The sequence below is a fragment of the candidate division WOR-3 bacterium genome, from assembly GCA_039801725.1.
In the GTDB taxonomy this organism is placed as follows: domain Bacteria; phylum Hydrothermota; class Tepidihabitantia; order Tepidihabitantales; family DTDR01; genus DTDR01.
Genome location: JBDRVE010000012.1, coordinates 1 through 24,861 on the forward strand (window position 1 = coordinate 1; position 24,861 = coordinate 24,861).

General features: G+C 32.1%; 25 protein-coding genes and 1 tRNA gene. 15 read left to right on the forward strand and 11 right to left on the reverse strand.

Annotated elements, in window-relative coordinates:
• The 3 genes from ABIK75_03725 to ABIK75_03735 all read left to right on the forward strand — a co-directional run.
• The coding region (locus ABIK75_03725; protein MEO0090194.1) for a T9SS type A sorting domain-containing protein at positions 1–335 on the forward strand (335 nt) is incomplete at its 5' end.
• Between the two features lie 112 nt (positions 336–447).
• Positions 448–521: transfer RNA gene (locus ABIK75_03730), tRNA-Ile, on the forward strand.
• A 7-nt stretch (positions 522–528) separates the two neighbouring features.
• Entirely contained in the window at positions 529–954 is a 426-nt protein-coding gene (locus ABIK75_03735) for a hypothetical protein (protein MEO0090195.1), read from the forward strand.
• Here the strand turns inward: ABIK75_03735 and pgeF are convergent.
• The 8 genes from pgeF to ABIK75_03775 form a co-directional block, all read right to left on the reverse strand.
• Complete coding sequence (gene pgeF, locus ABIK75_03740) at positions 928–1,674, reverse strand: peptidoglycan editing factor PgeF (GenBank protein MEO0090196.1); 747 nt, start codon at positions 1,672–1,674, stop codon at positions 928–930. The genes ABIK75_03735 and pgeF overlap by 27 nt on opposite strands.
• The gene (gene recJ / locus ABIK75_03745) at positions 1,652–3,382 is read right to left on the reverse strand and encodes a single-stranded-DNA-specific exonuclease RecJ (protein MEO0090197.1); all 1,731 of its coding nucleotides are present in this window, start codon (positions 3,380–3,382) and stop codon (positions 1,652–1,654) included. Before recJ ends, pgeF begins: the two co-directional genes overlap by 23 nt.
• Complete coding sequence (locus tag ABIK75_03750) at positions 3,379–3,795, reverse strand: PEGA domain-containing protein (protein MEO0090198.1); 417 nt, start codon at positions 3,793–3,795, stop codon at positions 3,379–3,381. The genes recJ and ABIK75_03750 overlap by 4 nt, the downstream gene beginning before the upstream one ends.
• 1 nt (position 3,796) lies before the next feature.
• Positions 3,797–4,237: a hydrogenase maturation protease gene (locus ABIK75_03755; GenBank protein ID MEO0090199.1), complete on the reverse strand. Its 441-nt coding sequence runs from the start codon at positions 4,235–4,237 to the stop codon at positions 3,797–3,799.
• Positions 4,228–5,151, reverse strand: a complete 924-nt coding sequence (locus tag ABIK75_03760; protein MEO0090200.1) for a tetratricopeptide repeat protein — start codon at positions 5,149–5,151, stop codon at positions 4,228–4,230. The genes ABIK75_03755 and ABIK75_03760 overlap by 10 nt, the downstream gene beginning before the upstream one ends.
• Positions 5,135–5,515: a RidA family protein gene (locus tag ABIK75_03765; GenBank protein MEO0090201.1), complete on the reverse strand. Its 381-nt coding sequence runs from the start codon at positions 5,513–5,515 to the stop codon at positions 5,135–5,137. Before ABIK75_03765 ends, ABIK75_03760 begins: the two co-directional genes overlap by 17 nt.
• Positions 5,512–6,822, reverse strand: coding sequence for a glutamine synthetase beta-grasp domain-containing protein (locus tag ABIK75_03770; protein MEO0090202.1), 1,311 nt, complete (start codon positions 6,820–6,822; stop codon positions 5,512–5,514). Before ABIK75_03770 ends, ABIK75_03765 begins: the two co-directional genes overlap by 4 nt.
• A 608-nt stretch (positions 6,823–7,430) precedes the next feature.
• Positions 7,431–7,634: a hypothetical protein gene (locus tag ABIK75_03775; protein ID MEO0090203.1), complete on the reverse strand. Its 204-nt coding sequence runs from the start codon at positions 7,632–7,634 to the stop codon at positions 7,431–7,433.
• 75 nt (positions 7,635–7,709) lie between these two features.
• Between ABIK75_03775 and ABIK75_03780 the strand changes: the two genes are divergently transcribed.
• From ABIK75_03780 to ABIK75_03835, 12 genes are all read left to right on the forward strand, one after another.
• Positions 7,710–8,762 (forward strand): radical SAM protein, encoded by a 1,053-nt coding sequence (locus tag ABIK75_03780; GenBank protein ID MEO0090204.1) that lies wholly within the window; start codon positions 7,710–7,712, stop codon positions 8,760–8,762.
• A 31-nt stretch (positions 8,763–8,793) separates the two neighbouring features.
• Entirely contained in the window at positions 8,794–9,774 is a 981-nt protein-coding gene (locus tag ABIK75_03785) for a beta-ketoacyl-ACP synthase III (GenBank protein ID MEO0090205.1), read from the forward strand.
• Positions 9,775–9,783: 9 nt separating this feature from the next.
• Entirely contained in the window at positions 9,784–10,335 is a 552-nt protein-coding gene (locus ABIK75_03790) for a 2-oxoacid:acceptor oxidoreductase family protein (GenBank protein MEO0090206.1), read from the forward strand.
• A complete protein-coding gene (locus ABIK75_03795) occupies positions 10,310–11,989 on the forward strand; it encodes an NAD(P)-binding protein (protein MEO0090207.1) in 1,680 nt (559 codons plus the stop codon). Before ABIK75_03790 ends, ABIK75_03795 begins: the two co-directional genes overlap by 26 nt.
• A complete protein-coding gene (gene porA, locus ABIK75_03800) occupies positions 11,986–13,164 on the forward strand; it encodes a pyruvate ferredoxin oxidoreductase (GenBank protein MEO0090208.1) in 1,179 nt (392 codons plus the stop codon). The genes ABIK75_03795 and porA overlap by 4 nt, the downstream gene beginning before the upstream one ends.
• A complete protein-coding gene (locus ABIK75_03805) occupies positions 13,161–14,042 on the forward strand; it encodes a thiamine pyrophosphate-dependent enzyme (GenBank protein ID MEO0090209.1) in 882 nt (293 codons plus the stop codon). Before porA ends, ABIK75_03805 begins: the two co-directional genes overlap by 4 nt.
• Positions 14,043–14,939: 897 nt before the next feature.
• Entirely contained in the window at positions 14,940–15,878 is a 939-nt protein-coding gene (arcC, locus tag ABIK75_03810; protein ID MEO0090210.1) for a carbamate kinase, read from the forward strand.
• Positions 15,875–17,092, forward strand: coding sequence for an asparagine synthetase B (locus ABIK75_03815; GenBank protein MEO0090211.1), 1,218 nt, complete (start codon positions 15,875–15,877; stop codon positions 17,090–17,092). The genes arcC and ABIK75_03815 overlap by 4 nt, the downstream gene beginning before the upstream one ends.
• A 1-nt stretch (position 17,093) precedes the next feature.
• Positions 17,094–17,948 (forward strand): ARMT1-like domain-containing protein, encoded by an 855-nt coding sequence (locus ABIK75_03820; GenBank protein ID MEO0090212.1) that lies wholly within the window; start codon positions 17,094–17,096, stop codon positions 17,946–17,948.
• A gap of 46 nt (positions 17,949–17,994) precedes the next feature.
• Positions 17,995–18,252 carry a 50S ribosomal protein L27 gene (gene rpmA / locus ABIK75_03825; GenBank protein MEO0090213.1) on the forward strand — a complete coding sequence of 86 codons (258 nt, stop codon included), beginning with the start codon at positions 17,995–17,997 and terminating at the stop codon, positions 18,250–18,252.
• Between the two features lie 25 nt (positions 18,253–18,277).
• Positions 18,278–18,937: an MBL fold metallo-hydrolase gene (locus ABIK75_03830; protein MEO0090214.1), complete on the forward strand. Its 660-nt coding sequence runs from the start codon at positions 18,278–18,280 to the stop codon at positions 18,935–18,937.
• A 13-nt stretch (positions 18,938–18,950) separates the two neighbouring features.
• Positions 18,951–19,793: a fumarate hydratase gene (locus ABIK75_03835; protein ID MEO0090215.1), complete on the forward strand. Its 843-nt coding sequence runs from the start codon at positions 18,951–18,953 to the stop codon at positions 19,791–19,793.
• Here ABIK75_03835 and ABIK75_03840 read toward each other — a convergent pair.
• From ABIK75_03840 to mfd, 3 genes are read right to left on the reverse strand one after another with little or no spacing between them, the layout of a single operon-like run.
• Positions 19,790–20,884: a radical SAM protein gene (locus ABIK75_03840; GenBank protein MEO0090216.1), complete on the reverse strand. Its 1,095-nt coding sequence runs from the start codon at positions 20,882–20,884 to the stop codon at positions 19,790–19,792. The genes ABIK75_03835 and ABIK75_03840 overlap by 4 nt on opposite strands.
• Positions 20,885–20,900: 16 nt before the next feature.
• On the reverse strand, positions 20,901–21,779 hold the full coding sequence (locus ABIK75_03845; protein ID MEO0090217.1) for a ParB/RepB/Spo0J family partition protein: 879 nt from the start codon (positions 21,777–21,779) through the stop codon (positions 20,901–20,903).
• A 46-nt stretch (positions 21,780–21,825) separates the two neighbouring features.
• Positions 21,826–24,741: a transcription-repair coupling factor gene (gene mfd / locus ABIK75_03850; protein MEO0090218.1), complete on the reverse strand. Its 2,916-nt coding sequence runs from the start codon at positions 24,739–24,741 to the stop codon at positions 21,826–21,828.
• Between the last annotated feature and the right edge of the window lie 120 nt (positions 24,742–24,861).

Here is a 24,861-nt window from a genome sequence, read left to right on the forward strand (position 1 = left end):
AGATTGGTTTCTGGATAATTGATACTGCGATGGTTGGAATAAAAGAAGAAGATATTTTATCCCCAAAATTACCATTAAAAACAGAACTTTTTCCACCAAAACCAAATCCCTTTATCAAGAGAACTTTGATTTCCTATTCTTTATCCAAGGAAAGTGATGTTTCAATTATCATTTACAATTTATCTGGGCAGGTTGTTGAGCAAGTTTATGTAAGAAAACAGAAGCCAGGCATTTATTCATTTCCTTTTTCTCTCAACAAGCTTTTGAAAGGAGTTTATTTCTTAAAGTTTGAGGCAGGAGAATACAAAGCAACAAGAAAACTTATCTTAATGTAATTATCAGGATATAGGCACCCCTTTAATTCTCTTTTGAGATTTTTTAAAGAAGGGGTGCCTATTAATTTTTATGTTGACATTTCTCAAAATTTTATTATATTTAAATATAAAAGGGCCCGTAGCTCAGCAGGTTAGAGCAGCTGACTCATAATCAGCAGGTCGTAGGTTCGATTCCTACCGGGCCCATTCCTTAATGAAAAAAATTAAATACGAAATTTTTCTTTTTAAGGAGAATATTAAGAAATCTATTTTTGTCTCTATTTTTCTTATTTTTTTATTAGGCATTTTACTTATCTTCTGGGGATTTTTTTGGTTTCTTTTTGCCTTTGTTCTCTTTTTTATCACCTTAAATAACTATTTTTTAAAAATATCTTATTTTTTAGATGAAGAGGGGATAAGGGTAAAGAAGTTTTTTATAGAAAATTTTCGTAGATGGGATGAATTTAAAAAGTTCCTTTATACAAAAAATGGATTGGTGTTAAGTCCTTTTTTACATAAAACTTATTTAGATAATTTTCGGGGATTACATATCTTTTTACCTAAAAATTCTTTATTAAGAAAAGAAGTTATTGATTTTATAAAGGAAAGGATTTCAAGAAATAATTTGAATACCGGCTAAATTCCTGCCAGTAATTTTGTCTCGCCGATAAGAATATAATTCTTCTTTTTCACAAAAAGAACAAAGTTCTAAACCAGGAAGTTCAATAAAATATTTATTTAAAATTTCTCTTACCCCCTTTCGTAAATCTAAATAATATTTATCCGCTTGCTTAAGAAAGATCTTCTCTAAAAAATCTTTATCATAAACTTCTCGGAATTTTTTATAGATAGAAAAATTAACTGGATAACATTTCTGTTCAATAGAAGGCATAAGTAAGAAATAGATTCTATTTTTATTATTCCTAAAAAATTTAATAATCTCTTCACAGATTTTTAAGTAAAATCCCTGCCAGCCAATATGAAAAATACCAATAACCTGGCAATCCTCGGAGAAAAGAGCAACGGGTAAACAATCAGCAACTTTGATTCCTAATAAAATATTTTTCTTTTGGGTGACAATTCCGTCGCCCGTTTCATTTAATTTATTCTCATCAAAAACCAGAATCTTATTAGAGTGGATTTGATTAAGAGTGATAATCTCTTTTACCTTAATAATCTCTTTTACTTTTTGATAGTTTTTTTTCACCAAAGTTGGCTCATCACCCACATCATAAGAAAGATTTAAGGAAAAGTAATTATCTTGGGAATAACCACCTTGGCGGGTAAAGAAATAGATATTAATCTTTTTATAATTAAATTGATAGAAAATAAGATTATCAACTTTTATCTTCTGCCACATTGATAAACATATCTTTCACATATAAAACAATCTTTTTCTTGCCAAAAAAGGAATCTTCATCAAAAGTATAAACTAAATTTAAATAATCTTGTTTGCCAACCGCCAATTTTAAGATTGCTTTTGCCTCATTAAATGCCAGCACTTCCCAGGCTTCTTTTTCTTCTTTTTTCTGACGAACCTTGAATTTTAAATGCCTATCACCTACTACTCTTGGAAAACCAACCACTTCTAAGTTTCTTGTTAAAAAAACTGGTGCTGGATTTTCAATTCCAAAAGGTTCCAATTTTTTAAGATAATTTAATAATTCATAATTTATCTCGTTTAAGTTTAATTCGCAATCAATATATAATTTTCGTTGATAGATTTCTTTATCAATATTTTTTTCTATATAATTTATAATGCTTTCTTCAAAGTTTTTAAGTTCTTTTTTCTTTAAAAGGAGACCGCAGGCATATTTATGGCCACCAAATTTCAATAAATATTGGGAATTGGCTTTCACTACTTCAAAAAGTGGAAAATGAGGGGTACTCCTTCCTGAGCCTTTGGCATAATTTTCTTTAAGACTAAAAAGAATAGTTGGTTTATAAAATTCCTCAACAATCTTTGAAGCACAAATACCAATTACCCCTTCGTGCCAATCTTCTTTTCCTAAAAGAATTATTGGATTTTTATCCTTTTCTTCTTTTTTGATTATCTCTTTTGCTTCTTTTAGGATTTTCTCTTCAATCAATTGTCTTTTCTTATTATCTTTTTCTAATTGTTCCGCTAAATTTTTTGCCTCCTCTTCATTATCAGTGATTAATAATCTAACCGCCTTTTCGGCGTGAGTAATTCGACCACTGGCATTAAGTCTTGGTCCGATAATAAAACTGATATCATAAGAAGTAATCTCTTTATTTTTTAAACCCACCTCTCTAATCAGATAATTTAACCCTAATCTTTTCCTTTTATTAAGGTAATTAATTCCCAATCTTGCTAATATCCGATTTTCACCAATTAAAGGCACCACATCACAGATAGTTCCTAAACAAACTAAATCAAGATTTTCAATTAGGTCTTCTTTATTGAAATCAAAGGTTTGTAAAAGAGCCCAACTTAATTTAAAGGCAACTCCCACACCCGCCAATTCCCGAAAAGGATATTTGCTATCTTTTCTTTTTGGATTAATAAAAGCAAAGGCTTGATCGGCCTCCTGTTGAACTTCGTGATGATCGCAGATAATCACATCCAATTTTAATCTTTTAGCAAATTTGAGTAAAGAAAGATCATTGGAGCCACAGTCAACGGTAATCAATACTTTATAACCATGACTTTTCGCATAAAGAATTACTGTGTCGGAAAGTCCGTAACCTTCTTTTTCCCGATGAGGAATATAAAAATTTACAGAGGCTCCAATTTTCTTTAAAGTAGAAAATAACAACGCAGTGGCAGTAATACCATCAACATCGTAATCACCAAAAATTAAAATTCTTTCTTTCTTTTTAACGGCTTCTTTGATTCTCTCTACTCCTTTTTCAATATCTGGTAGCAATGAAGGTAAAAATAAATCCTTTGCCTTTGGGTTTAAAAAATTTTCGATCTCTTCTTTTTTCTGATAACCCCTTTGCCATAAAATTTTAATAATAGGAAGAGGTAAGTTAATTTCTTCTTCAATCTTTTCCCAATCTTTTTCTAAGTTATTAATAATCCACTGGTATTTATTTATCATTCTACTAAAATTCCAGTAATTAGTCCCAGTAGGAAGATGCCGGATATTGAAGAAAAGAAATAGATTTTTGCCTTCTTTTTAGTGTTTTCAGCATTTTTCTTAGAAAGAAAGATTTCGGTAATACTATCTGGAGCAACTCTAATTTTCTCGGTGGCCCCGGAGTATTTGGCTAATTCCCATAAAGAAGATAGTTTTTGGAAAAGAGACCCCCTTTTTAATTTTTCATAAGCGATTTCCATTTCGTTTTCAGAAAAAAGACTAATCGTATATCTACCGGGTTTAACCCTTTCTTTGACAATTGGTGTTTTGCCTAAATAATCGCCATCTAAATATACTGGTAAATCTCCTTCTTCACTTAAAACGGTTAAATAACCGTATTGAGAAAAGATTAATAATGATAATAAAAGAAACATTTTAACCTCCCTTTAAAATAATTTTAATTTTTTCTACTATCTCCTCAAAAAGATTATTTAATTCTTTACTTAAAGATTGGGAAAAATTAGTCTCTTTTACTTGGATTCCTAAGAGATAGATTTCGGAGTTAATTAATTTCTCAATCAAAGAGAGGAGAAGAGGTATTGGTAAGGTATGAGTAGAAAGAGAGAATTTTTTAAAATTTTGCCACTCTTCTTTCTGGAAGACTTTTATCTCACCAATTTTGCCCCCAAAATCGCAGGCATCAATGAAAATAATTTTTTCTGGTTTTTTCTCAATTATTTTAGCAAGATAATTTTCTGGCGTCCTTTCACAATCTAAGACATTTTCAAAACCCTCTTTTATTAACCTTTCAGCAATCAAAGAACCGATTCCATCGTCTCCTCGATCTCGGTTACCAATACCAACAACTAGTACCATTTTACCTTACGAAAATATTTTAATGTTTCTTCGTAATGGTCTTTAAATCTTACCTGCCTTTTAAACTTATCCTTGTTTTCAATAATAAAGTTAAAATATTCTTTTGCTTTTTTATAATCTTTTAAAAAGTAATAAACTTTCCCAGTAATTAATTCGTTTTCTAAGATTGTTTTCTTTTCTAATGTTCTTAATTTCTCACAGAGGTCTAAACATTTTTGGTAATCCCCTTTTTTATAATACAAGTCTCTTAGTAATCTCAAGAAAATTTTATTATTAGGATATTTATTGGAAAGTTCTTTTAAAATAATTTCAGCCTCGTTAAACCTCTTTTCTTCAATTAATACCCAAGCATAAGCATATTGGGCAGTGACTTTTAAAATTTTAGAACTATCCCGAGCAAGTCTAAGATATTCTAATGCTTTTTCCTTATTACCAAAAAGTTTTAAAGAAAAGATATATTTATTTGCCTTTGATTTAAAATATTCATAAAGTCCTAAACCTAAATAACAATCAAATAAATTTCTATCTTTTTCTAAGGCACGATTAAGATATTTAGGGATTTCCATCCCCAAGAGATAAGATTGCCAATAATTTTTTCGCCAACCTTCAAAAAGAGCCCAATAGAGATAGGCAGAACCTAAATAGAAATCAGAAGAACTTTTCTTAGCAAGATTAATAGTTTTTTTAATTTTTTCGTAATAAATGTTTTTATATCGGTCATTAAAACTATCAAGCATAATCACTTGGAGTAAAAGACTTTGGAAAAAATAACCGGTTGGACTGTTGGGGTTTAATTTGTTTAGGTAATAAAAACAAGATTCGGCTTTTTTAAAATCTAAATTGTAAGCATAATTTAAACCTTCTTTAATCAACGTATCTTGATTAAGAAAGAAAATATTAAGGAATGTAAGCAATAACATCAATTTCAATTAAGGCATTTTTCGGAAGTAAAACGCCACCGATAGTAGTACGGGCAGGAAAATGGTCTTTGAAATATTCTTGATATATTTCATTAACTTTTTTAAAATCTTCTAAATTTTTTAAATAGATATTCACTTTTAAAATATTAGTTAAATCGGCATTTTGAGATTTTAAAATATTTGTAATATTTTCCAATATCTGTTTTGTCTCTTCTTCAATTCCACCCTTAACTAATTCATTAGTTTTTGGGTCAATGCCAATCTGTCCTGAGAGGAAAAGAAGATTACCAAGTTTTACTGCTTGGGAATAAGGTCCGATAGGTTTTGGCGCCTTATCAGTATAAATAATTTCTTTCATAAGTTAAAGTATAGTAAATATTCTAAAGGATGAGGAAAATTGTTAATTAATTTTAATTCCTGTTCTTTAATTTTAATCCATTCTTCAATAACCTCTTTATTAAAAATATTTTCTTTTAGTAAAAACTCATTATCTTCTTTTAGGGCAGTTAAACTTTCTTCCAAACTTTTAGATAGTTGGAATTCCTTTTTATAATCGCCTTTTTTCTTAATCCCTTCTAAACCAGCCAAAAGGAAACTCGCTAATAGGAGATAAGGATTAGCCAGAGCATCAGGTAACCTAAATTCAATAGTTAAATCTTCTCTTTCTAGATAAGCAGGAATTCGAAAAATCGTATTTCGATTTCCTAAACCGATATCTAAAATCGAAGGTGCTTCAAAACCAGAAAGAAGCCGACGATAAGAATTAAGCGAAGGGTTAGCAAAAGCCGATATTGCCTTTAAATGAGCAAAGATACCTTTGATAAAATAATCTCCTTCATCACTTAAACTATTATCTTTTCTGAACAGGATGTTTCTTTCATTTTTTAATATTTGAAAATGAAAGTGTAAGCCGTTACCTGGTTCATCATAAAATAACTTAGGAATAAAAGTTACAATTTTGTTATATCTTTTTGCTAAGTTTCTGATTAAATATTTTAAAATTAATATCTTATCGCAAATCTTAACAGGTTCATAAAATTCTGTTTCTATTTCTTCTTGGCCAAATTGGCCATTTTCGTGATGGTGATATTTAATCTCAATTCCTATTTCTTTTGCTTTAATAACTATTTCCTGTCGAAATTCATAATATTTATCAAAAGGCGGTATTTCGTGATAAGATTTTTCGTAAGGTAATCTTATACTCCTTTCTTTTCTTTCTTCGGTTGAAAAATGGTAATAGCCATTTAACTTATTAAAGTTAAAATCTGCCTCTTCTAAGAGATAAAATTCTAATTCTGTCCGAAAAAGAATTTTATCAACACCGACAGTTCTTTTAAATGTCTCCTCGGCTTTTTTTAATATAAAACGAGGGTCTCTATGGTAGGGTTTACTTTTTGAAAAAATATTAGTGAATAAAGAAAGAGTCTTATGTTGATAAATAACATCGATGAAATATTCAGAAAAGTCAGGAACTAATGTTAAATCACTTTTTTTATCATCAGCAAGACCAATAACCGAAGAACCATCGATACCAATTCCTTTTTCTTTAATAAAATTAAATTTTTTACTTGGTAAAGTAAGATGGCGAAGATTTCCTAATAAGTCAACATATTTTAAATCAATGAACTCTATATTATTCTCTTCAATAAATTTTTCCAAATCCATTAAAAATTATAATAAAATAACCTGTAAGATTCAAGAAAAGAGAATTATAAATTATAAAAAGTGGTAACCTTTTAGGTTTTTTACGTATATTATATGAGAAAGATAAATTATTTATTTGAAAATCAAAGAAGGGCAAAGATAGTGGATACCAAGTGGATAAGAGGAAGATAATGGTGGTTAATAAAGGTTTAATAAAGGAGAAGGTGCTTAATGTAAGGCAAATTTTTTATTTAATAGTTAAATAAGTTCTCAATTCCAAATATTTTCTAAACTCTATGCTAATAAAACAGGTGGATTTTATTCTCTTTTAAATAAGGAACCGTATAGGAGATAGTATAGAATTCAATTTTTAAAAATAATAAAGAGAATAAACAATTTGGGATATTAGTTTTATGGTTTAACTCAAAATCAATCTCTTTTTAAGTAATTTTTATCAAAATCATTTAAAAAATATAAACTCTTTACTATAGAACTAACTCTAACTTCTAATGTTTATTAAAATTGCTTTTTTTTTAAATTTAGAAAAATATTTCACTTTTTATAACAAATTTCATTAGTTAAAAAATTTGGTATAATAAAGTTCTTTTTAAATCGAAGATTTGATTACTTTATTCTTTCTTGGTCATTGGTTGTCCGCAGCAGACTAAATCACAGGGTGAACACGTACATTCTTTGGTAACCATCACTTCTGCACCGCAGACAGAGCAGGTATAGATCGGTCCTTTTGGTGTTTCAGCCTTTTTCTTTGCTACTTTTTTAGTGGTTTTTTTAGCGGTCTTTTTTACTACCTTTTTCTTTGCTTTCTTTGCCATTTCTCCTCCTTTTAAGTTTAAAAAAGTATAATTTAAAAAAATTGATTTGTCAATAAGATAGATTATAATTTTATAATGGGAAAATGTAAATTATGTAATAAAGAGTCAATAATTATTTCACAAAAAATTGGTTATTGTGTTAACTGTCTACGAAAAAATTTTGAAGAAATAAAAGAGGTGATAAAAGAAATTCACAAGAATTTAAGAGAATCCTTTTCTTTGCCTGAGGAAGTCCCAAATTTTGAAGAAGGTAGAAAATGTGGTCAATGTGTCAATGATTGTAAAATTTTAGAGAACAGCTATGGTTATTGTGGCTTAATAAAAAATGAGAGAGGAATAAAAAGAAACGAAGATTTTGGTTATCTTGATTATTATTATGACCCATTACCGACCAATTGTGTGGCTTCTTTTGCTTGTAATGCTCCTAAAGGTTATTACAATTTGGCAGTATTTTTCCGCCATTGTACCTTTAACTGTTTATATTGTCAAAATTGGCATTTTAAATTGGCACCAAAGAATAGATACTCAATTTCTGAAATGTTAGAAAAGATTAATTCCCGAGTTTTTTGTGTCTGTTATTTTGGTGGCGATCCTACACCCAATATTTATTATATTATCAATCTATCCGAAAAAATTTTAGAAAAGCAGAAATGCCGAATCTGTTTTGAAACCAATGGTTCAGTAAATTTGCAAATTTTTAAGAAAATTGTTGACATTGCTTTAAAAAGTGATGGAATAATTAAAGTTGATTTAAAAGCCTTTTCTCCAGAAGTTCACTATACCTTAACTGGTTCTTCTAACAAGAATACTTTAAAAAATATTGAATATGCTTCCCAATTTTTCAACAAAAGAAAAGAACCGCCTCTTTTGGTTGTTTCGGTACTTTTGGTTCCGGGTTATGTGGATAAGTGCGAAATTGAAGAGATTGTGAAATTTCTTAGCAAATTGAATTGGGAAATTCCGATTAGTTTTCTAGCTTATTATCCAATGTTTTATCTAAATGATTTGCCAAAAACTTCCAAAACTCATGCGGAAATAGCGAAGAAGATTGCTTTGGATTACGGATTAAAAATAGTAAATATTGGCAATATCCATCTTTTGAGTAATGACTATTTCATTGATTTTTAAAACTTTTTTATTATTATTTAATTGAAATTTTATGATTAAAATAAAAATTGTTGGCACTGGCTCTTATTTGCCAGAAAAGATCATTAATAATTTTGATTTAGAAAAAATGGTTGACACGAGTGACGAATGGATTACCGAGCGAACGGGAATAAAAGAAAGAAGAATCGCTCGGGAAGATCAGGCTACTTCCGATTTGTGTTACGAAGCAGCAATAAAGGCATTAGAAATGGCTGGAATGAGACCAGAAGAAATAGATTTAATTATCGTGGCCACTTCTACTCCTGATACTGTTTATCCTTCTACTGCCTGTTGGCTTCAAAAAAGATTGAAAATAAAAGGACAGGGTGCTTTTGATGTGAGTGCTGGTTGTTCCGGTTTTTTATATGCCTTTTTACTTGCGGGCACTTTGATTGAAACAAAAATTGCCAAAAAGGTATTGGTATGTGGTGGCGAAGTAATGTCAAAAGTTGTCAATTGGGAAGACCGAGCAACTTGTGTTTTATTTGGTGACGGTGCTGGTGCTTGTGTGATTGTTGAAAGTAATGGTGAATCAGGGATTTTGTCGGCTAATTTAGGAGCCGATGGTAATTTAGCCGAGCTTCTCTATCAACCGGCTGGCGGTACTCGATTACCGGCATCAGAAAAAACGGTTAAAGAGAAACTTCATTATGTTCATATGAAAGGAAGAGAAGTTTTTAAACACGCAGTAATTTGGATGGGTAAGGCAGCCGAAAAGGCGTTAAAAGATGCCAATGTTTCTATTGATGATATTAAACTTTTTATTCCCCATCAAGCAAATATGCGAATAATAAAAGCAACCAATGAAAGAACAAAAATCCCTGATGAAAAGACTTTTATTGTTTTACATAAATATGGTAATATGTCAGCAGCCACTATTCCTGTTGCTTTAGATGAGGCTTATCGAACGGGAAAGATAAAAGATGGTGATTTGATCTTAATGAGTGCCTTTGGTACTGGTTTTACTTGGGCAGGAATGGTTTATAAATGGTAGGGAGGTTAAATGGTGGAAATACGGTTTCATGGTCGGGGCGGACAAGGAGCCGTTATTGCTTCGGAAATTTTAGCATCCGCCCTTTTTAAAGAAGGTTATTATTGTCAAACCTTTCCGGAATTTGGTGTTGAAAGAAGAGGAGCACCCGTTCAAGCATTTTTAAGGTTTGACAAGAAACCGATAGTTATCCGTTATAAAGTTTATCATCCTGACCATATTATCATTTTAGATCCGGTTTTGTTAAACCAGATAAATGTGACCGATGGTCTAAAACCTAATGGGACAATTTTGATTAATACTAATAAAGAAATTTCTTTTTTTTCTTTTCCTAATTACAAAGTGGCGGTTTGTGATGCTACTCAAATTGCTTTAAAATATCGTTTGGGGACAAAAGCCGCACCGATTGTTAATACGGCAATGCTCGGTGCTTTTGTAAGAATTCATCCTTTTGTTAGTTTAGATAGTGTTTTAGAAAGTATTAAGGAATATGTAGATGTTAAACAAGAAGAAAATATTTTAGCCTGTCGGGAGGCCTATGAAAAAGTTAGATTTGAGAGTTAAAGATTATCCAGAATTAGCGATTAGTTGGGAAACAACTTTAATTAATAAGACCGGTACTTGGCGAACTTTTTATCCTAAATATCTTTCTAAGACGCCTCCTTGTAATTACTATTGTCCAGCGAATGAAAATATCCAAAAATATATTGCCCTTTCTTTAAAGGGAGAATTCGAAGAAGCTTATCTCACGATTTTAGAAAAAAATCCTTTTCCTTCTATCACCGGCCGCGTTTGTTATCATCCTTGTGAAACCGGTTGTAATCGGGGAAAGTTTGATGAGAGTATCGCTATCCACACTATTGAAAGATTTATTGGCGATTATGGATTAAATTTTGTTGAGCCTAAAAGAAGGATCGAGAAACTAACCAATGATAAAAAAGTAGCAATAATTGGCAGTGGCCCAAGTGGCCTTAGTTGTGCCTATTACCTTCTTTCTAATGGCGTAAAGGTGACAATTTTGGAAAGAGAAGAATATCCTGGCGGCATTCTTTTTTATGGTATCCCTAGTTATCGTTTGCCCAAAGAGATTGTAAAAAGAGAGGTTGAAAAACTTATAAAAAGGGGAGCAAAATTTATTTTCGGAAAAGAACTGGGAAAAGATTTTTCTTTGGATGATTTGACAAAGGAATACGATGCAGTTTTCTTGGCGATTGGTGCTCAAATTGAACAAGAATTAGGAGTGCCTAATGAAGAAGCAAAAGGTGTTTTAATGGGATTGGAATTTCTTAAAACAATAAATCTTAAAAGGAAAATTAAAGATTTTGGCAAAAATGTGTTAGTTATTGGTGGTGGTAATACCGCAATTGATTGTGCCCGTACGGCATTGAGAAAGGGAGCGAAAGTAAAAATTCTCTATCGCCGAACGAAAGAAGAAATGCCGGCAGTAAAAGAAGAAGTTGAAGAGGCAATAAAAGAAGGAATAGAGATTATTTTTTTGACCGCACCAGTGAGAGTGATTAAAGATAAAAAAGGAAAGGTAAAAGGGTTAGAATGTGTAAAAATGAAATTAAGCGAGGAGGTAGATGAGACCGGAAGGAGAAAGCCAATACCCATAAAAGATTCTAACTTTGTTATCAAATGTGACACAATAATTAAAGCGATCGGCGAAAGAGTTGATTTAAATATTTTACCTAAAGAAATAATTAGTAAAAGAACAATTCTTGCCGATGAGTTTGGTAAAACAAATATTGAAAAGGTATTTGCTGGTGGCGATTGTGTAACAGGTCCCAAAACGGTTGTTGAAGCAATTGCTTATGGTCGGAGGGCTGCTGCTTTTATTCTTCATTATTTAAAAAATTATGAATTACCACCAAAAGAAATTTTTAATCTAGTTGATTACGAAAATCTTAATACTTACTATTTTGAAAAACAGAAAAGAATCGAAGAAAGTAAATTGCCAGTAAATAAAAGAAAAAGAAATTTTAAAGAGATTATTGCTACTCTTAGCGACCAAGATATTAAATACGAAGCCGGTAGATGTTTTTCCTGTGGTGTGTGTAATAACTGTGATAATTGCTATGTTTTCTGTCCAGATTTAGCAATATTAAAGAAAAATGGTGAGTATGAGATATTGTATGATTATTGCAAAGGTTGTGGTGTCTGCGCCCATGAGTGTCCAAGAAATGTGATAAGTATGTTCTTTGAGGAGGAGAAATGAAAGAGGGTTTGATTTATGGTAAAAAGAAGGTAGTAACTGGTAATCACGCAGTTTCTTATGGGGTACTATTATCAAGAGCAGAAGTGATTGCTGCCTATCCGATAACTCCACAAACTCAGATTGTTGAACTATTATCAGAGTTCTGTGCCAGTGGTCTTCTAAAAGCAAAGTTTATTAAAGTAGAAAGTGAACATTCTGCAATGGCTGCCTGTGTTGGTGCTGCTGCTGCTGGTTGTCGAACTTTTACTGCTACCTCTGCTCATGGTTTGGCTTTGATGCACGAAATGCTTCATTGGGCAGTGGGTGGAAGGTTACCAATTGTGTTAGCCAATGTTAATCGGGCGATGGGACCAGGCTGGTCAGTTTGGACGGATCAAAATGATTCCCTTTCCCAAAGGGATGTTGGTTTTGTCCAATTTTATTGTGAATCTAATCAAGAAGTATTAGATACCACAATTCAAGCGTTTAAGATTGCTGAAACTTGTCTCATTCCGGTAATGCTTGTTTTGGATGCTTTTGTTTTATCCCATACCTCTGAGCCGGTAGATATTCCTTACCAAGAAGATGTGGATAAGTTTTTACCACCTTATAAGCCAAAATATTTCTTAGATATAAATGACCCAAGAGCCTTTGGTGGACTTACTTCACCTGACCATTATTATGAAATTAGATATAAAATTGAAGAAGCCCATAGAAAGGCATTGAAGGTTAGCGAAGAGGTGGATAATGAGTTTTATCAGATATTTGGTAGAAAATATGGTTTAGTGGAAAGTTATCAGTGTGAAGATGCCAAACTTATTTTAGTCACTTCCGGAACAATTACCGGTACAGCCAGACAAGTTATTGATGAAGAGCGGAGCAAAGGAAAAAGAGTTGGACTTTTGAAAATCAGACTTTTTAGACCTTCACCTATTCCTCAAATAAAGGAGATTTTAACAAAAGCCGAAAGGGTGGCGGTTATTGATAGAAATATTAGTTTTGGGCATTCAGGAATATTTTGTCAAGAGATTAAATCAATTTTATATAATGAGATAAGAAAGCCAATGATATTCGGTTTTGTGATTGGTTTAGGCGGTAGAGATGTTGTTCCCGATGACATTAGGGAGATTATTGATTTTGCTTACAAAGCTGATTATCCCGAAGAAATGGTATATTTTCGGGGGGTGAGATTATGAGGTGGCAGTTTGCTAATTACACTCAAGAATATATGAACCAGGGACATTTGGCTTGTCCGGGTTGTGGCGGTGCTTATGCGATGCGCTTGGCATTAAAGGCATTAGGTAAGAATACAATTGTTGTTATTCCTGCCTGTTGCTGGTCAATTATTGATGGTCCCTTTCCTTTACATTGTTTAAAGGTTCCAGTTTATCATACCGCCTTTGAAACAGCAGCGGTTGTTGCCAGTGGTATAAGGGCAGCATTAGATATAAAAGGAAAAACTGATATTGAAGTATTGGCATTTGCTGGTGATGGTGGAACATTAGATATTGGAATTCAGGCATTATCGGCTGCCTGCGAGAGAAATGATAAAATTATCTATGCCTGTTATGATAATGAAGCCTATATGAATACCGGAATCCAACGTTCTTCGGCAACTCCTTATGGAGCTTGGACAACAACGACACCAAGAGAGAATTTTAAGAAAGAGAGAAAGAAAAATATTAGTGAAATTATTGCCGCCCATCGGATACCTTATGTTGCCACCGCTTCTATCGGTTTTCCTGATGATTTAATAGTAAAATTTAAAAAGGCAAAAGAAGCAAAAGGAACAGCCTTTATCCATATATTTGCACCTTGCCCAACAGGTTGGCGAATGGCACCGGAATTGATGATAACAATCTCCCAATTAGCAGTTGATTGTAAGGTCTTTCCATTATACGAAGTTTTTGATGGTGTAAAATATGTGATAAATTACCAACCCAAAAATATACCTGTTAAAGAATACCTAAAACTCCAAGGTCGTTTCTCCCATCTAACTGAAAAAGAGATAGAAATAATCCAAAGAGAAGTAGATTTTAATTGGGAGATACTCACTAAGAAGGCAAAAGGTTAAATATCCATCTATTTAAATAGAAACTTATTTGGTAAGATTCATAAAGTGAGAGAATAAACTACCCTTAAATTTTAAAAATTTCCAACAATAATATAGATATTAAACTTCTTATTTTTACCTTACCGCAAATAGAAAATTGATATTTCTGTTCCAACAAGACCTCATATTGATACAATGATTTTTGGTGCTGATATGCGTTGGATATTTGGATAGATAGAAATTTATCTATATATTGCGAATATGTATGCGTTCAGGTTTAAAGATAATAGATATTTTCTAATCCCTTTTACCTTATTAAGTTGGCGAATTTTACACATTTATATTTGATAAGATACTAATTGAGCAATTGCTTCTGATTCTTTTGCTTATAGGACCGTCCTCTTCCTCATCCCCATTATAGGAAATTTCTTTATGTTGCTAGTATTTATTTATTCCAAATTTTTAACATTGCCAAAAATCCAGTAAAATAAAAAGAGGTGAAAAATGGTTAGAAGAATAATCCTTATGATATTTTTAATGTTAGGCATTATTTTAAGTGTACTCAGAGTTAAGGGGTTGAGCCTTTTAAAAATGCTTCGACAAGGGAACTTCACAATTGGACAGGTCAGTCCTTTGTTGCTATTTGTGATTCCTTTCTCTAGATAAAGATATTTAATTGGACAACCATTTTTGAAGGGAAAAACAAAAGTTTAAAGTTTCCTCTATGGAAACTTTTTATTTCACAAAAATTTTATATAAGTTATTGAAATTACATAACTTAAATATATTTGCCCCTTTGGATAGGGGACTATATACTATACCACCTTGGATATACCTTTATTAATAATCTTTAAAACAATTTGTAAGAATATATTAATAAAGTATTGAATTTTTATTAATAGTTAATTAAAATTAATAATGAAGAAAATATGCGTTTGTGCGATTGGTGGCAATTCCTTAATTAAAGAAGGCGGTGGAATTTCATTTGATGACCAATTAAATACCGTTTATGAGACCTGTGAAAATTTAGTTCCGGTTATTGAAAATGGTTATGAACTTTTGATTACTCATGGTAATGGACCGCAGGTTGGTTATTTACTTTTAAAGAATCATCTATCAAGGAATTTCTTACCGGAGGAGCCTTTGGATTGTGCGAATGCGATGACTCAGGGGGAGATTGGTTATATGATAAGCTTGGCGATGACCAATGTATTAAAGAGAAATAAAATTGATAAAGAGGTGGTTACTGTTATTACGAGAGTTTTGGTTAATGAAAATGATGAGGATTTCAAAAAACCTTCTAAGCCCATTGGACCTTTTTATACGAGAGAGGAGATGGAAGTTTTAAAAAGAAAATATGGTTGGGTTTTTGTGGAAGATGCTTATCGGGGATTTAGAAGGGTTGTCCCTTCGCCAAAACCAAAAAGGATTATTGAGATTTCTGCAATTAGAAAATTGTTGGAGGAAGGTAAGATTGTGATTGCTGGTGGCGGAGGCGGAATTGGTGTGATTGAGAAGAATGGTGATTATTTTGGGATTGCCTGTGTAATTGATAAGGATTTAACAGGTTCATTACTTGCCAAGGAGTTAAATGCTTCTTTATTTATTATCTCAACAGCGGTTCCTTATGTCTATTTAAATTATGGTAAGAAAGATAGAAAACCATTAAGAAAGGTTACTCTTTCTGAAATTATAAAGTATTATAAGGAAGGTCATTTTCCAAAAGGAAGTATGGGACCAAAGATTGAAGCGGCAATAAATTTCTTGAAGAACGGCGGGAAAGTGGTTATCATTACATCTCCCGAAAATATTGGTAAAGCATTAAAAGGAAAAGTTGGAACAAGGATTTTAAGATGATATTATTATTTATTATATTAAATAAAATATTAATTCCAATGGATTTAAGCCAATCGGACCATTTAAGGGCTTATGGAATTGCCTACCGATCTTTAGAAAAGGGGATAAAAGTGGAATGGCTTTTGAATTATCGGGGAGGCTCTTTTCTATTTCCGGATAATGATTTTGTTATCAAAGAATGTAAATTAAAAGGGGTAAGTTTTGAATATGTAGATATTAATAAAGAGAGCGAAATAAGAAAGATAATAGAGGAAAATAATATGGCTTCTATTTTATTAGAAAAGGCGCCAAAGATTGCAGTTTATGTACCGCCAAACAAAGAGCCCTGGGATGACGCGGTAAGATTGGCATTAGAATATGCCGAGATTCCTTATAAAACTTTATGGGATGAAGAGGTTTTGAAAGGAGAACTTTATAAATATGATTGGCTTCATCTCCATCACGAAGATTTTACCGGTCAATATGGTAAGTTCTTTGCTTCTTATAGGGATGCTGACTGGTATAAGGAAGAAGTAAAGATAAATGAAATGATGGCAAAGAAATTAGGATTTAAGAAAGTATCTCAATTAAAATTGGCAGTAGTGAAAGAGATTAAGAAGTATATCTATGATGGTGGAATGGTTTTCGCTATGTGTTCATCGGCTGATACACCGGATATTGCTTTGGCAGCCGAGGCTACTGATATTGTTCCCAAAGAATTTGATGGCGACGGTGTTGACCCAAATTATCAAGGAAAATTAAATTATGATAATTGTCTTTTGTTTGAAAATTTTGTGGTATATACTGATCCTTATTTATATGAACATTCAGATATTGACACTTATTTAGAAGCAATCGGTCGGGGAGAAGAGGTTTATTTTTCTCTCTTTGATTTTTCAGCAAAATATGACCCGGTTCCTTGTATGCTTGTCCAAAATCATGTTTCTTTAGTTAAAGAATTTCTTGGTCAAAATGTCGGTTTTAGGAGAGAGAGATTAAAAAAGGATGTTTTAATTTTGGGAGAGATAAAAAATACTGAGGAGGTAAAGTATATTCATAAGAATTATGGTAAAGGGACAATTACCTGTTTAGGTGGTCATGATCCGGAAGATTATGCCCATCGGATTGGTGACCCACCAACAAACTTATCTTTACATAAAAATTCGCCTGGTTATCGGCTGATTCTAAATAATGTTCTATTTCCGGCAGCAGAAAAAAAACCAAGAAAGACTTGATATGAGAAGCGAAGCTAATTGTATTCCTTGTGTAATTAGACAAGCCCAAAGAATAGTGTTGTTTTCCAAAGGAAAAGAAGAAGATTTTATTAATGTAACAAAATTAGTGATGGATATGGTAGGAAATTTATCTTTAGAAGATCCGCCAAGTATATTTACTTCTTATGTTATTAGGGAGGTTTATAATTATCTAAAAAATCCTGATCCCTTTTTAGAGTTAAAAAAAGAGATGAATAGAATAGGTAAAAAAAGAGTAAATGAGGTAAGGTTATTGCTAGAAAAAGAAAAAGATAAAATTTACGGAGCGATTAAATATGCTGCTTGTGGCAATATAATCGATATTGGGCCCCAGAATAATTTTGATTTAGAACAACATATTAAAAATCTATCTTTTAAAAGAGATGATTATAAAATCTTTAAGGAAAAATTAAAAGGCGCTAATAAAATTTTGTATGTTTTAGATAATGCTGGTGAGATTTATTTTGATCGTCTTCTTTTAGAACAATTATCTTTTTTAAAGTTAGTAATAGTTGTAAAGAAAGAACCAATTTTAAATGATGCGACAATTAAAGATGCTAAAGAGGCTGAACTGGATAAGTTGGGAGAAATTATCGATACCGGTTCAGGTTTTTTGGGAGTGAATTTTAATGAGGTGAGCACAGAATTTTTGAAAAATTATCAAGAAGCCGATATTGTTATCGCGAAGGGGCATGCCAATTATGAATCTCTAGTTGATAAAGAAAGAGATGCTTTCTTTATTTTAAAAGCAAAATGTCCAGTAGTTGCTAAGAGTTTAGGAGTGGAAATCGGTGATTCGGTATTTTATTACTATCCTGGAAAAGAAGAGATTGTTTGATTTTTTGAAATTTAATATTATAATTATAAATTAAAAAGGAGGTTTTATGGCACATAAAAAAGGACAAGGTTCATCAAGGAATGGCCGAGATTCACCTGGTCAGCGATTAGGAATAAAGGCCTTTGGTGGCGAATTTGTTAGAGCAGGAAATATTCTTGTTCGCCAAAGGGGAACAAGATTTTTACCTGGTAAGAATGTAGGTATCGCTTCGGATGATACCCTTTTCGCCTTGAAAGACGGGATTGTACGTTTTGAATGGGTGAGTAAAAATAAGAAAAGAGTTTCAGTTATTCCTCTTCAGTAAGAGAATAATTTAATGGAGGTTGATAATGAAGATTAAATTTTTAGGACATGCTTCTTTTTTAATTACTACCAACAATAATATTAAGATCATTACTGATCCCTACAAGTCTGGTGCTTATAATGGCGCAGTTGGCTATAAGCCAATAACCGAAGAGGCACATATTGTTACTATCAGCCATGAGCACGATGATCATAATTATTACAAAGAAATAAAAGGTACGCCAGAAATTGTGAGAGGCGCAGGAGAAAAAGAGCTTTTCGGAATAAAGTTTATTGGCATTGAGACTTATCACGATTTAAGTAAAGGGAAAGAAAGGGGTAAGAATGTGATATTTTTGATAATAGCTGATGATTTGAAACTTTTGCATTTAGGTGATTTAGGACACCAAATTAAAGAGGGAGAAAAAAGGAAAATTGGTGATGTAGATATTCTTTTTGTTCCGGTAGGGGGGTATTTCACAATTGATGCGGAAGAAGCCAGTGAAATAGTTGAGTTTTTAAAGCCAAGAATCACTATCCCGATGCATTTTAAAACACCGGTATTAGATTTTCCTATTGCACCGGTAGAAGATTTTTTAGTCGAAAAGAAGAATGTGAAAATGTTGGATGTTTCAGAAATAGAAGTTAGCAAAGAAAATTTACCAAAAGAAAGAGAAATTTGGGTTTTAAAACCTGCTTTAATTTAAAAAAGGATTAAAGATGAGAGAAGTTAATGTAAATGAAATTACTAAAAAAGTTGCTCAATTATGTATTGAAGCAAATTGTTTATTAGGCGAAGATGTTAAAAAAGCAGTAAAAGAAGCAATTGAGAAAGAAGAATCACCTTTGGGAAAAGAGGTTTTGCGCCAAATTTTAGAAAATGCGGAGATTGCCAAAAATGAAATGGTACCAATCTGTCAGGATACTGGTTTGGCAGCGGTGTTTTTAGAGATTGGCGACGAAGTGAAAATTGTTGGTGGAAATGTTTATGAAGCAGTTAACGAAGGAGTGAGAAAGGGATATATTGATGGGTATTTAAGGAAATCGGTGGTGAGTGATCCCTTCCGAAGAAAAAACACCAATGATAACACACCAGCAATTATCCATTGTTCAATTATCAAAGGCGACAAAATAAAGATTACCGTTATGCCGAAAGGTGGCGGTAGCGAAAATATGAGTGAAGTTAAAATGTTAACACCAGCAGCCGGTGTAGAAGGGGTTAAGGATTATGTGGTAAAGAGAGTAAAGGAAAGCGGTGCTAATCCCTGTCCACCAATTGTGGTAGGTGTTGGTATTGGGGGAACTTTTGAATATGCAGCATTATTAGCGAAAAAAGCACTATTGAGAGAGATTGGTTCTATTCATCCCGATCCTTTTTACGCGGAAATGGAAAAAGATCTGTTAGAAAGAATAAATAATTTAGGAATCGGCCCCCAAGGTTTTGGTGGTAGGATAACTTGTTTGGCAGTTTTTATTGAAGCCTTTCCTTGTCATATTGCTTCTTTACCAGTGGCAGTAAATATCAATTGTCATGCCGTTAGACATAAAACGGCAATAATTTAGATTAAAGAAGGATAAAGTTTTTGGAATAATCTTTTTCCTTTATAAGGATATTCCTTTTGAAAGATTGGTAGATTACAAGGTGGATTTTTTAAATCGGGACAGGAGCGCAGGCAATCACCATAACAATTAATTGGTATAAATTCTTTATTAATCTTTATATGAACAAAATTTCTTTTAGAACCTTCGCAAGAGACCAAATTTTTTGAGTCATACTCCTTTGGTAATTCCTGGCAGACCGCATAAGTTAAATTATTTCCTTCACAGAGTTTCTTAAATTTGGTATGAAAATCAATTCTTATTTTTAAAGGAGCAAGAAATTTCTTCTTTTTTGAATTTGGATGGTATTGATAAAAATTGATTACCTTTTTAATTCGTTCTCTAAATATTGAATTTTTCATTCGGTTAAGCAAATTTTCCATTGATACTTTATTATAATAGCCACAGGAAGCAATAATATGTTTTACTCCCGCATTCTTTAGATTGTCAATGAGCCACGCTAAATCTTCCCAATCAATAAGCCCCAAAATTGTTGGGTCAGTTCGGCCAACAACTTCAATTCCTTTTTCCGTGAGATATTTGATAACTTCCAGCCGTTCCTTTATTGGTGAAGCATTAGGGCTAGTAATAATCTGTTTCTCAGGTGTGGCTTCAACGGTCATTTCCAAAAACCAATAGGGATACTTTAATAGTTCTTTGTTTTTCTCGATTAACTCTTTCACCCCTTTTGCCGATTTGGTTACAATTTTGAAACTTAATCTTTTGCTAATTAAAATTCTAACAATCTGAAAGGTTAATTCTTTTATCTTTTCGATTGGTTGCAGGGGGTCAGTTACTTGACTTAAATAAAAGGGAAAAGCGATATTTAATTTTTCTATTTCCGAAGATAGTTTTTCTACTAAATTTTTGTAAATAATAATTTTATCGGTGATTGACCAAGGATAAGCCCGCGCATAGCACATTGGGCAACAATACACACAACCACCAGGATTAGTTAAAGAAACCAAAGAAGCATGAGGACATTTACGAGTTTTAATAGGATAAGGAAAATCGTGAATTACTTTTCCCTTTAGCGCATTCTCTAAAATTTCCATTAAGAAATTAAAAAAATTATTCTTCTGGCATCTCCTCTAAAAGTTCCTCCTCTTTTACTTTGCTTACATCATATTGGGAAAGATTTTGGATAAATTGATTAATCCCTTCGTCAAAATCAAATATTCCCTTTCTTTTTCTTTTGTAAGGATTATTTTGGGAGACAACAATCTGTTTTAAGAAAGGTAATTTTATTCCTCTTTCGTGGAACTTATTAAGAATATCCTGAACCAGCGGTTCTACCTCATCGGTAATTCTTTTTGCCCTTCTTTTTCTTTCTTCGTAGGCTTCCTTAAGCGGTTTGTCTAAAAACTGCTCAATTCTTCTTAATAAAGGAAGATAAGCAGCACCAGAGAATCTTTCTCTTTCTTGATAGATAACTCCCAAAGTAATATAGAAAGGCTCCTCAAATTCAAAGGCATAATCGCTTTCTAATTTTTCTGTATCTTTTTCTAAGAAATGTTGATACATTTTAATAACTTCCAGAGACTTTTCCTTAATGTTATGAGGTTTTTCAATGTTCATTGCTAAGATTTGGTTCATTATCTTTTCATCAGGAATAATAATTGCGGCAATCTTTTCTTTACCTAATTCTTTCATAGCATGCAGACGATGGGAGCCGTTAGGTGTCCAATATTTTCCATCGGCGGTGCGGACTACAATAATTGGGTCTAAGAACCGACCAATCTTATCAATGGAATTCTTTAAATGGGCAAGATGGGCAGCGGAAACTTCTCTCTGGAAAGGGGTTGGTTCGCATTTTTCTACGGGGATAAGAGCAAAAATTTGCCAATTACCATTATAAGGCTCATTATAAGAGGCTAAAATCTCCACACCGTCTTTTTTAAGGGTTTCTAAAAAAGCCTTCTTTTCATCCAATATTTTTCTTCTGGGCATTTTTCCTCCTTTTTATTTATTTGATTCTTTATTTGACAAAAGGGTTTCATAAATCCCATTCTTTTAGTTCTTTAATTAAATCTTCTAAGTTACCTTCTTTCTGAAGATACTTATCCTGTTTTTCAATAGTAAAAATTCCCTTTTCATAAGTAATTTTATTAATTCCTTTGTTAAAAGCAAGAATTCTTATTTGAGCAATTTTAAAAAGATTTTCCATTATTGGAGGGTAGTTACCGTAACGATCTCTTATTTCTAAAATCAATTCTTCTAATTCCCTTTCGCTATTTAATCTTAAAAGCCTTTGATAGAGAGCAATTCTTTGATAAGAATTACCAATAAAATCTTCGGGAATATAAGCGGGTAAATCAATTTTTAAATGAGGCTCTTTAGTAATCTCTTCTTTTTTTAATTTTTGGATCGCTTCTTTTAAGAGTTGAGAGTAAAGATTGAGACCAATTCTTTTAATATTGCCGTGTTGTTTTTTACCTAATAATTCACCGGCTCCTCGCAATTCTAAATCCTTTAAAGCAATTCGCATTCCCGAACCTAAATTGGTATAGGCTAATAAAGCCGATAATCTTCTTTTAGCTACCTCTTTAAGTTTCTCCGGTTGGTTGACAATAAAATAGGCATAACCTTGCAGCGGTCCGCGACCAACTCTTCCTCTCAGTTGGTGAAGGTCAGCTAAACCAAATTTTTCTGCATTATTGACAATTATTGTATTTACCTTGGGCATATCAATGCCGCTTTCTAAAATTATTGTGGAGATTAAAACATCATATTTTCTGTTTAAAAAATCATAATAAATTTGGGCTAATTTTTTTTCGGAAAGTTTTCCGTGAGCAACACCAAATTTTACTTCTGGTAAGAGGGTTTTTAGTTTTTCGTAGTATTTTTCTAAATCTTTTATTTGATTATGAACAAAAAATACTTGACCATCCCTTTTTAATTCCTTTAGAATTATTTCTTTGATTACTCCATCATCCCAGGAAAGAACCTTAGTAATCACATCCTTTCTGCCCACCGGCGGAGTATTTATTACCGAGATATTTTTTAATCCTGAAAGGGCTAAATAAAGAGTACGGGGAATGGGTGTGGCTGTTAAAGATAAGACATCGATTTCCGGTTTTAACTTTTTTAACTTTTCTTTGTCTCTCACACCAAATTTATGCTCATCATCAATTATGAGAAGTCCTAAATTAGCAAATTGAATATTCTCTTCCAGAAGTTTTTGGGTACCAATAATAATATCAATTTTTCCTTCTTTTAAATCCTTTATGATTTCTTCTTCTTTGTTTTTGGGAGTTATTCGCGATAACATTTCTACGCGAATAGGCAAGTTTTTTAATCGTTCTCTAAAAGTTTGATAATGTTGCACAACTAACAAAGTTGTTGGACACAAAAAGGCAACCTGTTTAAAATTGCTCACCGCCCAAACGGCTGTCCTCAAAGCAATTTCGGTTTTACCAAATCCGGTATCTCCGCACACCAATCTTTCCATTGGTTTATTTTTTTGTAAATCCCTTTTAATTTCCGTTAATACCTTTAATTGGTCAAAGGTCTCTTCATAGGGAAAGGTTAATTTTAGTTCTCTTTCCCATTCTTCCTTTTCTTGGTAAGGTTCTCTTTTGGCTAATTTTCGCTTAGCAACAATTTCTAAAATCTCAAAAGCCAATTCTTCACATTCCTTAAAAATTCTTTCTTTAGTCTTTTGCCAAAAGGGAGAACCTAATTTGTCAATTATTGGTTTTTCTTCGCCAATTCCAATATATTTTTCCAAAAGATTAAAATTTTCTACGGGCAAATAAAGAAAATCTTTGTTTTGGTATTCAATCATCAAATATTCCTTTTCGCCAAAACCAAAGTTCTTTTTAATAATTCCTCGGAAAATTCCTACACCGTAATCTTGATGAACCACATATTCATCTTTTTTTAAACCGAATAAATCATCGATTGGTAATCCTTTAAATTTTTTGTGACGGTATTTTCTTTTGGGAAAGCCAAAAATCTCCTTTTCTGTTAAAATTGTGATTTTTAAAGATGGTATCACCAATCCTTCTGAGAGAAAACCCGATAGGTATTTTATTTTTTCTGGTGGTAGACTTTTTAAAAGAGAAGGGAAATAATTTTCGCTAATTAAATAATAAAAATAATCACTGGTTTCAATCTCTTTTTTTAATAAAGAAAAATCACCAAAATAATTCGGAGGAGAGGTGATTGGCAAGGTAATTCCTTCTTCTGTCAGTAAATAATGGATGGTTAAATCTTCAATTATTTCATCACTAATAATAAGAAAATCTTTTAAATACTCTTTTAAAGGAATCAGATTTTTAGTATTACCGGAGAGTGCAGTAATTTCAATTTCTTCTAATTCCTTTATTGATCTTTGGGTTATCTCATCAAAATATCTAATAGAGATTATTTTCTCATTTTCAAATTCAATTCTTATTGGTGAAATAGTATCAGGAGGAAAGATATCAATAATGCTTCCGCGAACAGCAAACTCACCTTCTTCCCAAACTAAATCGGTTAAAAGATAACCCTTTTCGAAAAGCCAATTTTTTAATGTTTCATAAGGGAAATATTGGTTTTTAATAATTTTTAAGATAAGATCATTTATATTTTTAGGAATTAAATCAGACAAAAATTTTTTTGGCAAAAGAAGAACAAAATTCTCTCCTTTTGCTATTTTCCGGATTAAATTTTTGATAATTGATAAATCCTGGGAATAAAGAATAACTTCATTTAGCGACAAGAAATTATTGAGATTTTGAGAAATCTTATTTAAGGCTTCCTGATCTTCCAAAAGAAGTAAAATACTCTTTTTGATATTCTGGTATAAATAATAGATAAAAAAAGAGATTGCTGTTTCGTTAAATTTATAAAATTTGATTGGGAAATTGTTAAAATCTAATACTTCTTTGGGAAAAAGAGAAGAAAAAAGATTAACAATTTCTTTCATAGGAAAGGGGCGGATATAAAGTCCGCCCCAAAGAGAAGTTTATTCCTTCTTTTTCTTAGTTGTCTTTTTTTTGGTTGTCTTTTTTGCGCAAGCCATAATTCCTCCTATTTGACTTTATAT

Excerpts from the sequence above, each read along its gene's own strand:
- ABIK75_03735 (MEO0090195.1), top strand. The coding sequence starts at position 529 with ATGAAAAAAATTAAATACGAAATTTTTCTTTTTAAGGAGAATATTAAG.
- arcC (MEO0090210.1), top strand. The coding sequence starts at position 14,940 with ATGAAGAAAATATGCGTTTGTGCGATTGGTGGCAATTCCTTAATTAAA.
- rpmA (MEO0090213.1), top strand. The coding sequence starts at position 17,995 with ATGGCACATAAAAAAGGACAAGGTTCATCAAGGAATGGCCGAGATTCA.
- ABIK75_03795 (MEO0090207.1), top strand. The coding sequence starts at position 10,310 with ATGAAAAAGTTAGATTTGAGAGTTAAAGATTATCCAGAATTAGCGATT.
- ABIK75_03750 (MEO0090198.1), bottom strand. The coding sequence starts at position 3,795 with ATGTTTCTTTTATTATCATTATTAATCTTTTCTCAATACGGTTATTTA.
- ABIK75_03770 (MEO0090202.1), bottom strand. The coding sequence starts at position 6,822 with ATGGATTTGGAAAAATTTATTGAAGAGAATAATATAGAGTTCATTGAT.
- ABIK75_03780 (MEO0090204.1), top strand. The coding sequence starts at position 7,710 with ATGGGAAAATGTAAATTATGTAATAAAGAGTCAATAATTATTTCACAA.
- ABIK75_03805 (MEO0090209.1), top strand. The coding sequence starts at position 13,161 with ATGAGGTGGCAGTTTGCTAATTACACTCAAGAATATATGAACCAGGGA.
- ABIK75_03820 (MEO0090212.1), top strand. The coding sequence starts at position 17,094 with ATGAGAAGCGAAGCTAATTGTATTCCTTGTGTAATTAGACAAGCCCAA.
- porA (MEO0090208.1), top strand. The coding sequence starts at position 11,986 with ATGAAAGAGGGTTTGATTTATGGTAAAAAGAAGGTAGTAACTGGTAAT.
- ABIK75_03765 (MEO0090201.1), bottom strand. The coding sequence starts at position 5,515 with ATGAAAGAAATTATTTATACTGATAAGGCGCCAAAACCTATCGGACCT.
- ABIK75_03815 (MEO0090211.1), top strand. The coding sequence starts at position 15,875 with ATGATATTATTATTTATTATATTAAATAAAATATTAATTCCAATGGAT.
- ABIK75_03775 (MEO0090203.1), bottom strand. The coding sequence starts at position 7,634 with ATGGCAAAGAAAGCAAAGAAAAAGGTAGTAAAAAAGACCGCTAAAAAA.
- ABIK75_03755 (MEO0090199.1), bottom strand. The coding sequence starts at position 4,237 with ATGGTACTAGTTGTTGGTATTGGTAACCGAGATCGAGGAGACGATGGA.
- ABIK75_03785 (MEO0090205.1), top strand. The coding sequence starts at position 8,794 with ATGATTAAAATAAAAATTGTTGGCACTGGCTCTTATTTGCCAGAAAAG.
- ABIK75_03830 (MEO0090214.1), top strand. The coding sequence starts at position 18,278 with ATGAAGATTAAATTTTTAGGACATGCTTCTTTTTTAATTACTACCAAC.
- ABIK75_03840 (MEO0090216.1), bottom strand. The coding sequence starts at position 20,884 with ATGGAAATTTTAGAGAATGCGCTAAAGGGAAAAGTAATTCACGATTTT.
- mfd (MEO0090218.1), bottom strand. The coding sequence starts at position 24,741 with ATGAAAGAAATTGTTAATCTTTTTTCTTCTCTTTTTCCCAAAGAAGTA.
- ABIK75_03790 (MEO0090206.1), top strand. The coding sequence starts at position 9,784 with ATGGTGGAAATACGGTTTCATGGTCGGGGCGGACAAGGAGCCGTTATT.
- recJ (MEO0090197.1), bottom strand. The coding sequence starts at position 3,382 with ATGATAAATAAATACCAGTGGATTATTAATAACTTAGAAAAAGATTGG.
- pgeF (MEO0090196.1), bottom strand. The coding sequence starts at position 1,674 with ATGTGGCAGAAGATAAAAGTTGATAATCTTATTTTCTATCAATTTAAT.
- ABIK75_03835 (MEO0090215.1), top strand. The coding sequence starts at position 18,951 with ATGAGAGAAGTTAATGTAAATGAAATTACTAAAAAAGTTGCTCAATTA.
- ABIK75_03845 (MEO0090217.1), bottom strand. The coding sequence starts at position 21,779 with ATGCCCAGAAGAAAAATATTGGATGAAAAGAAGGCTTTTTTAGAAACC.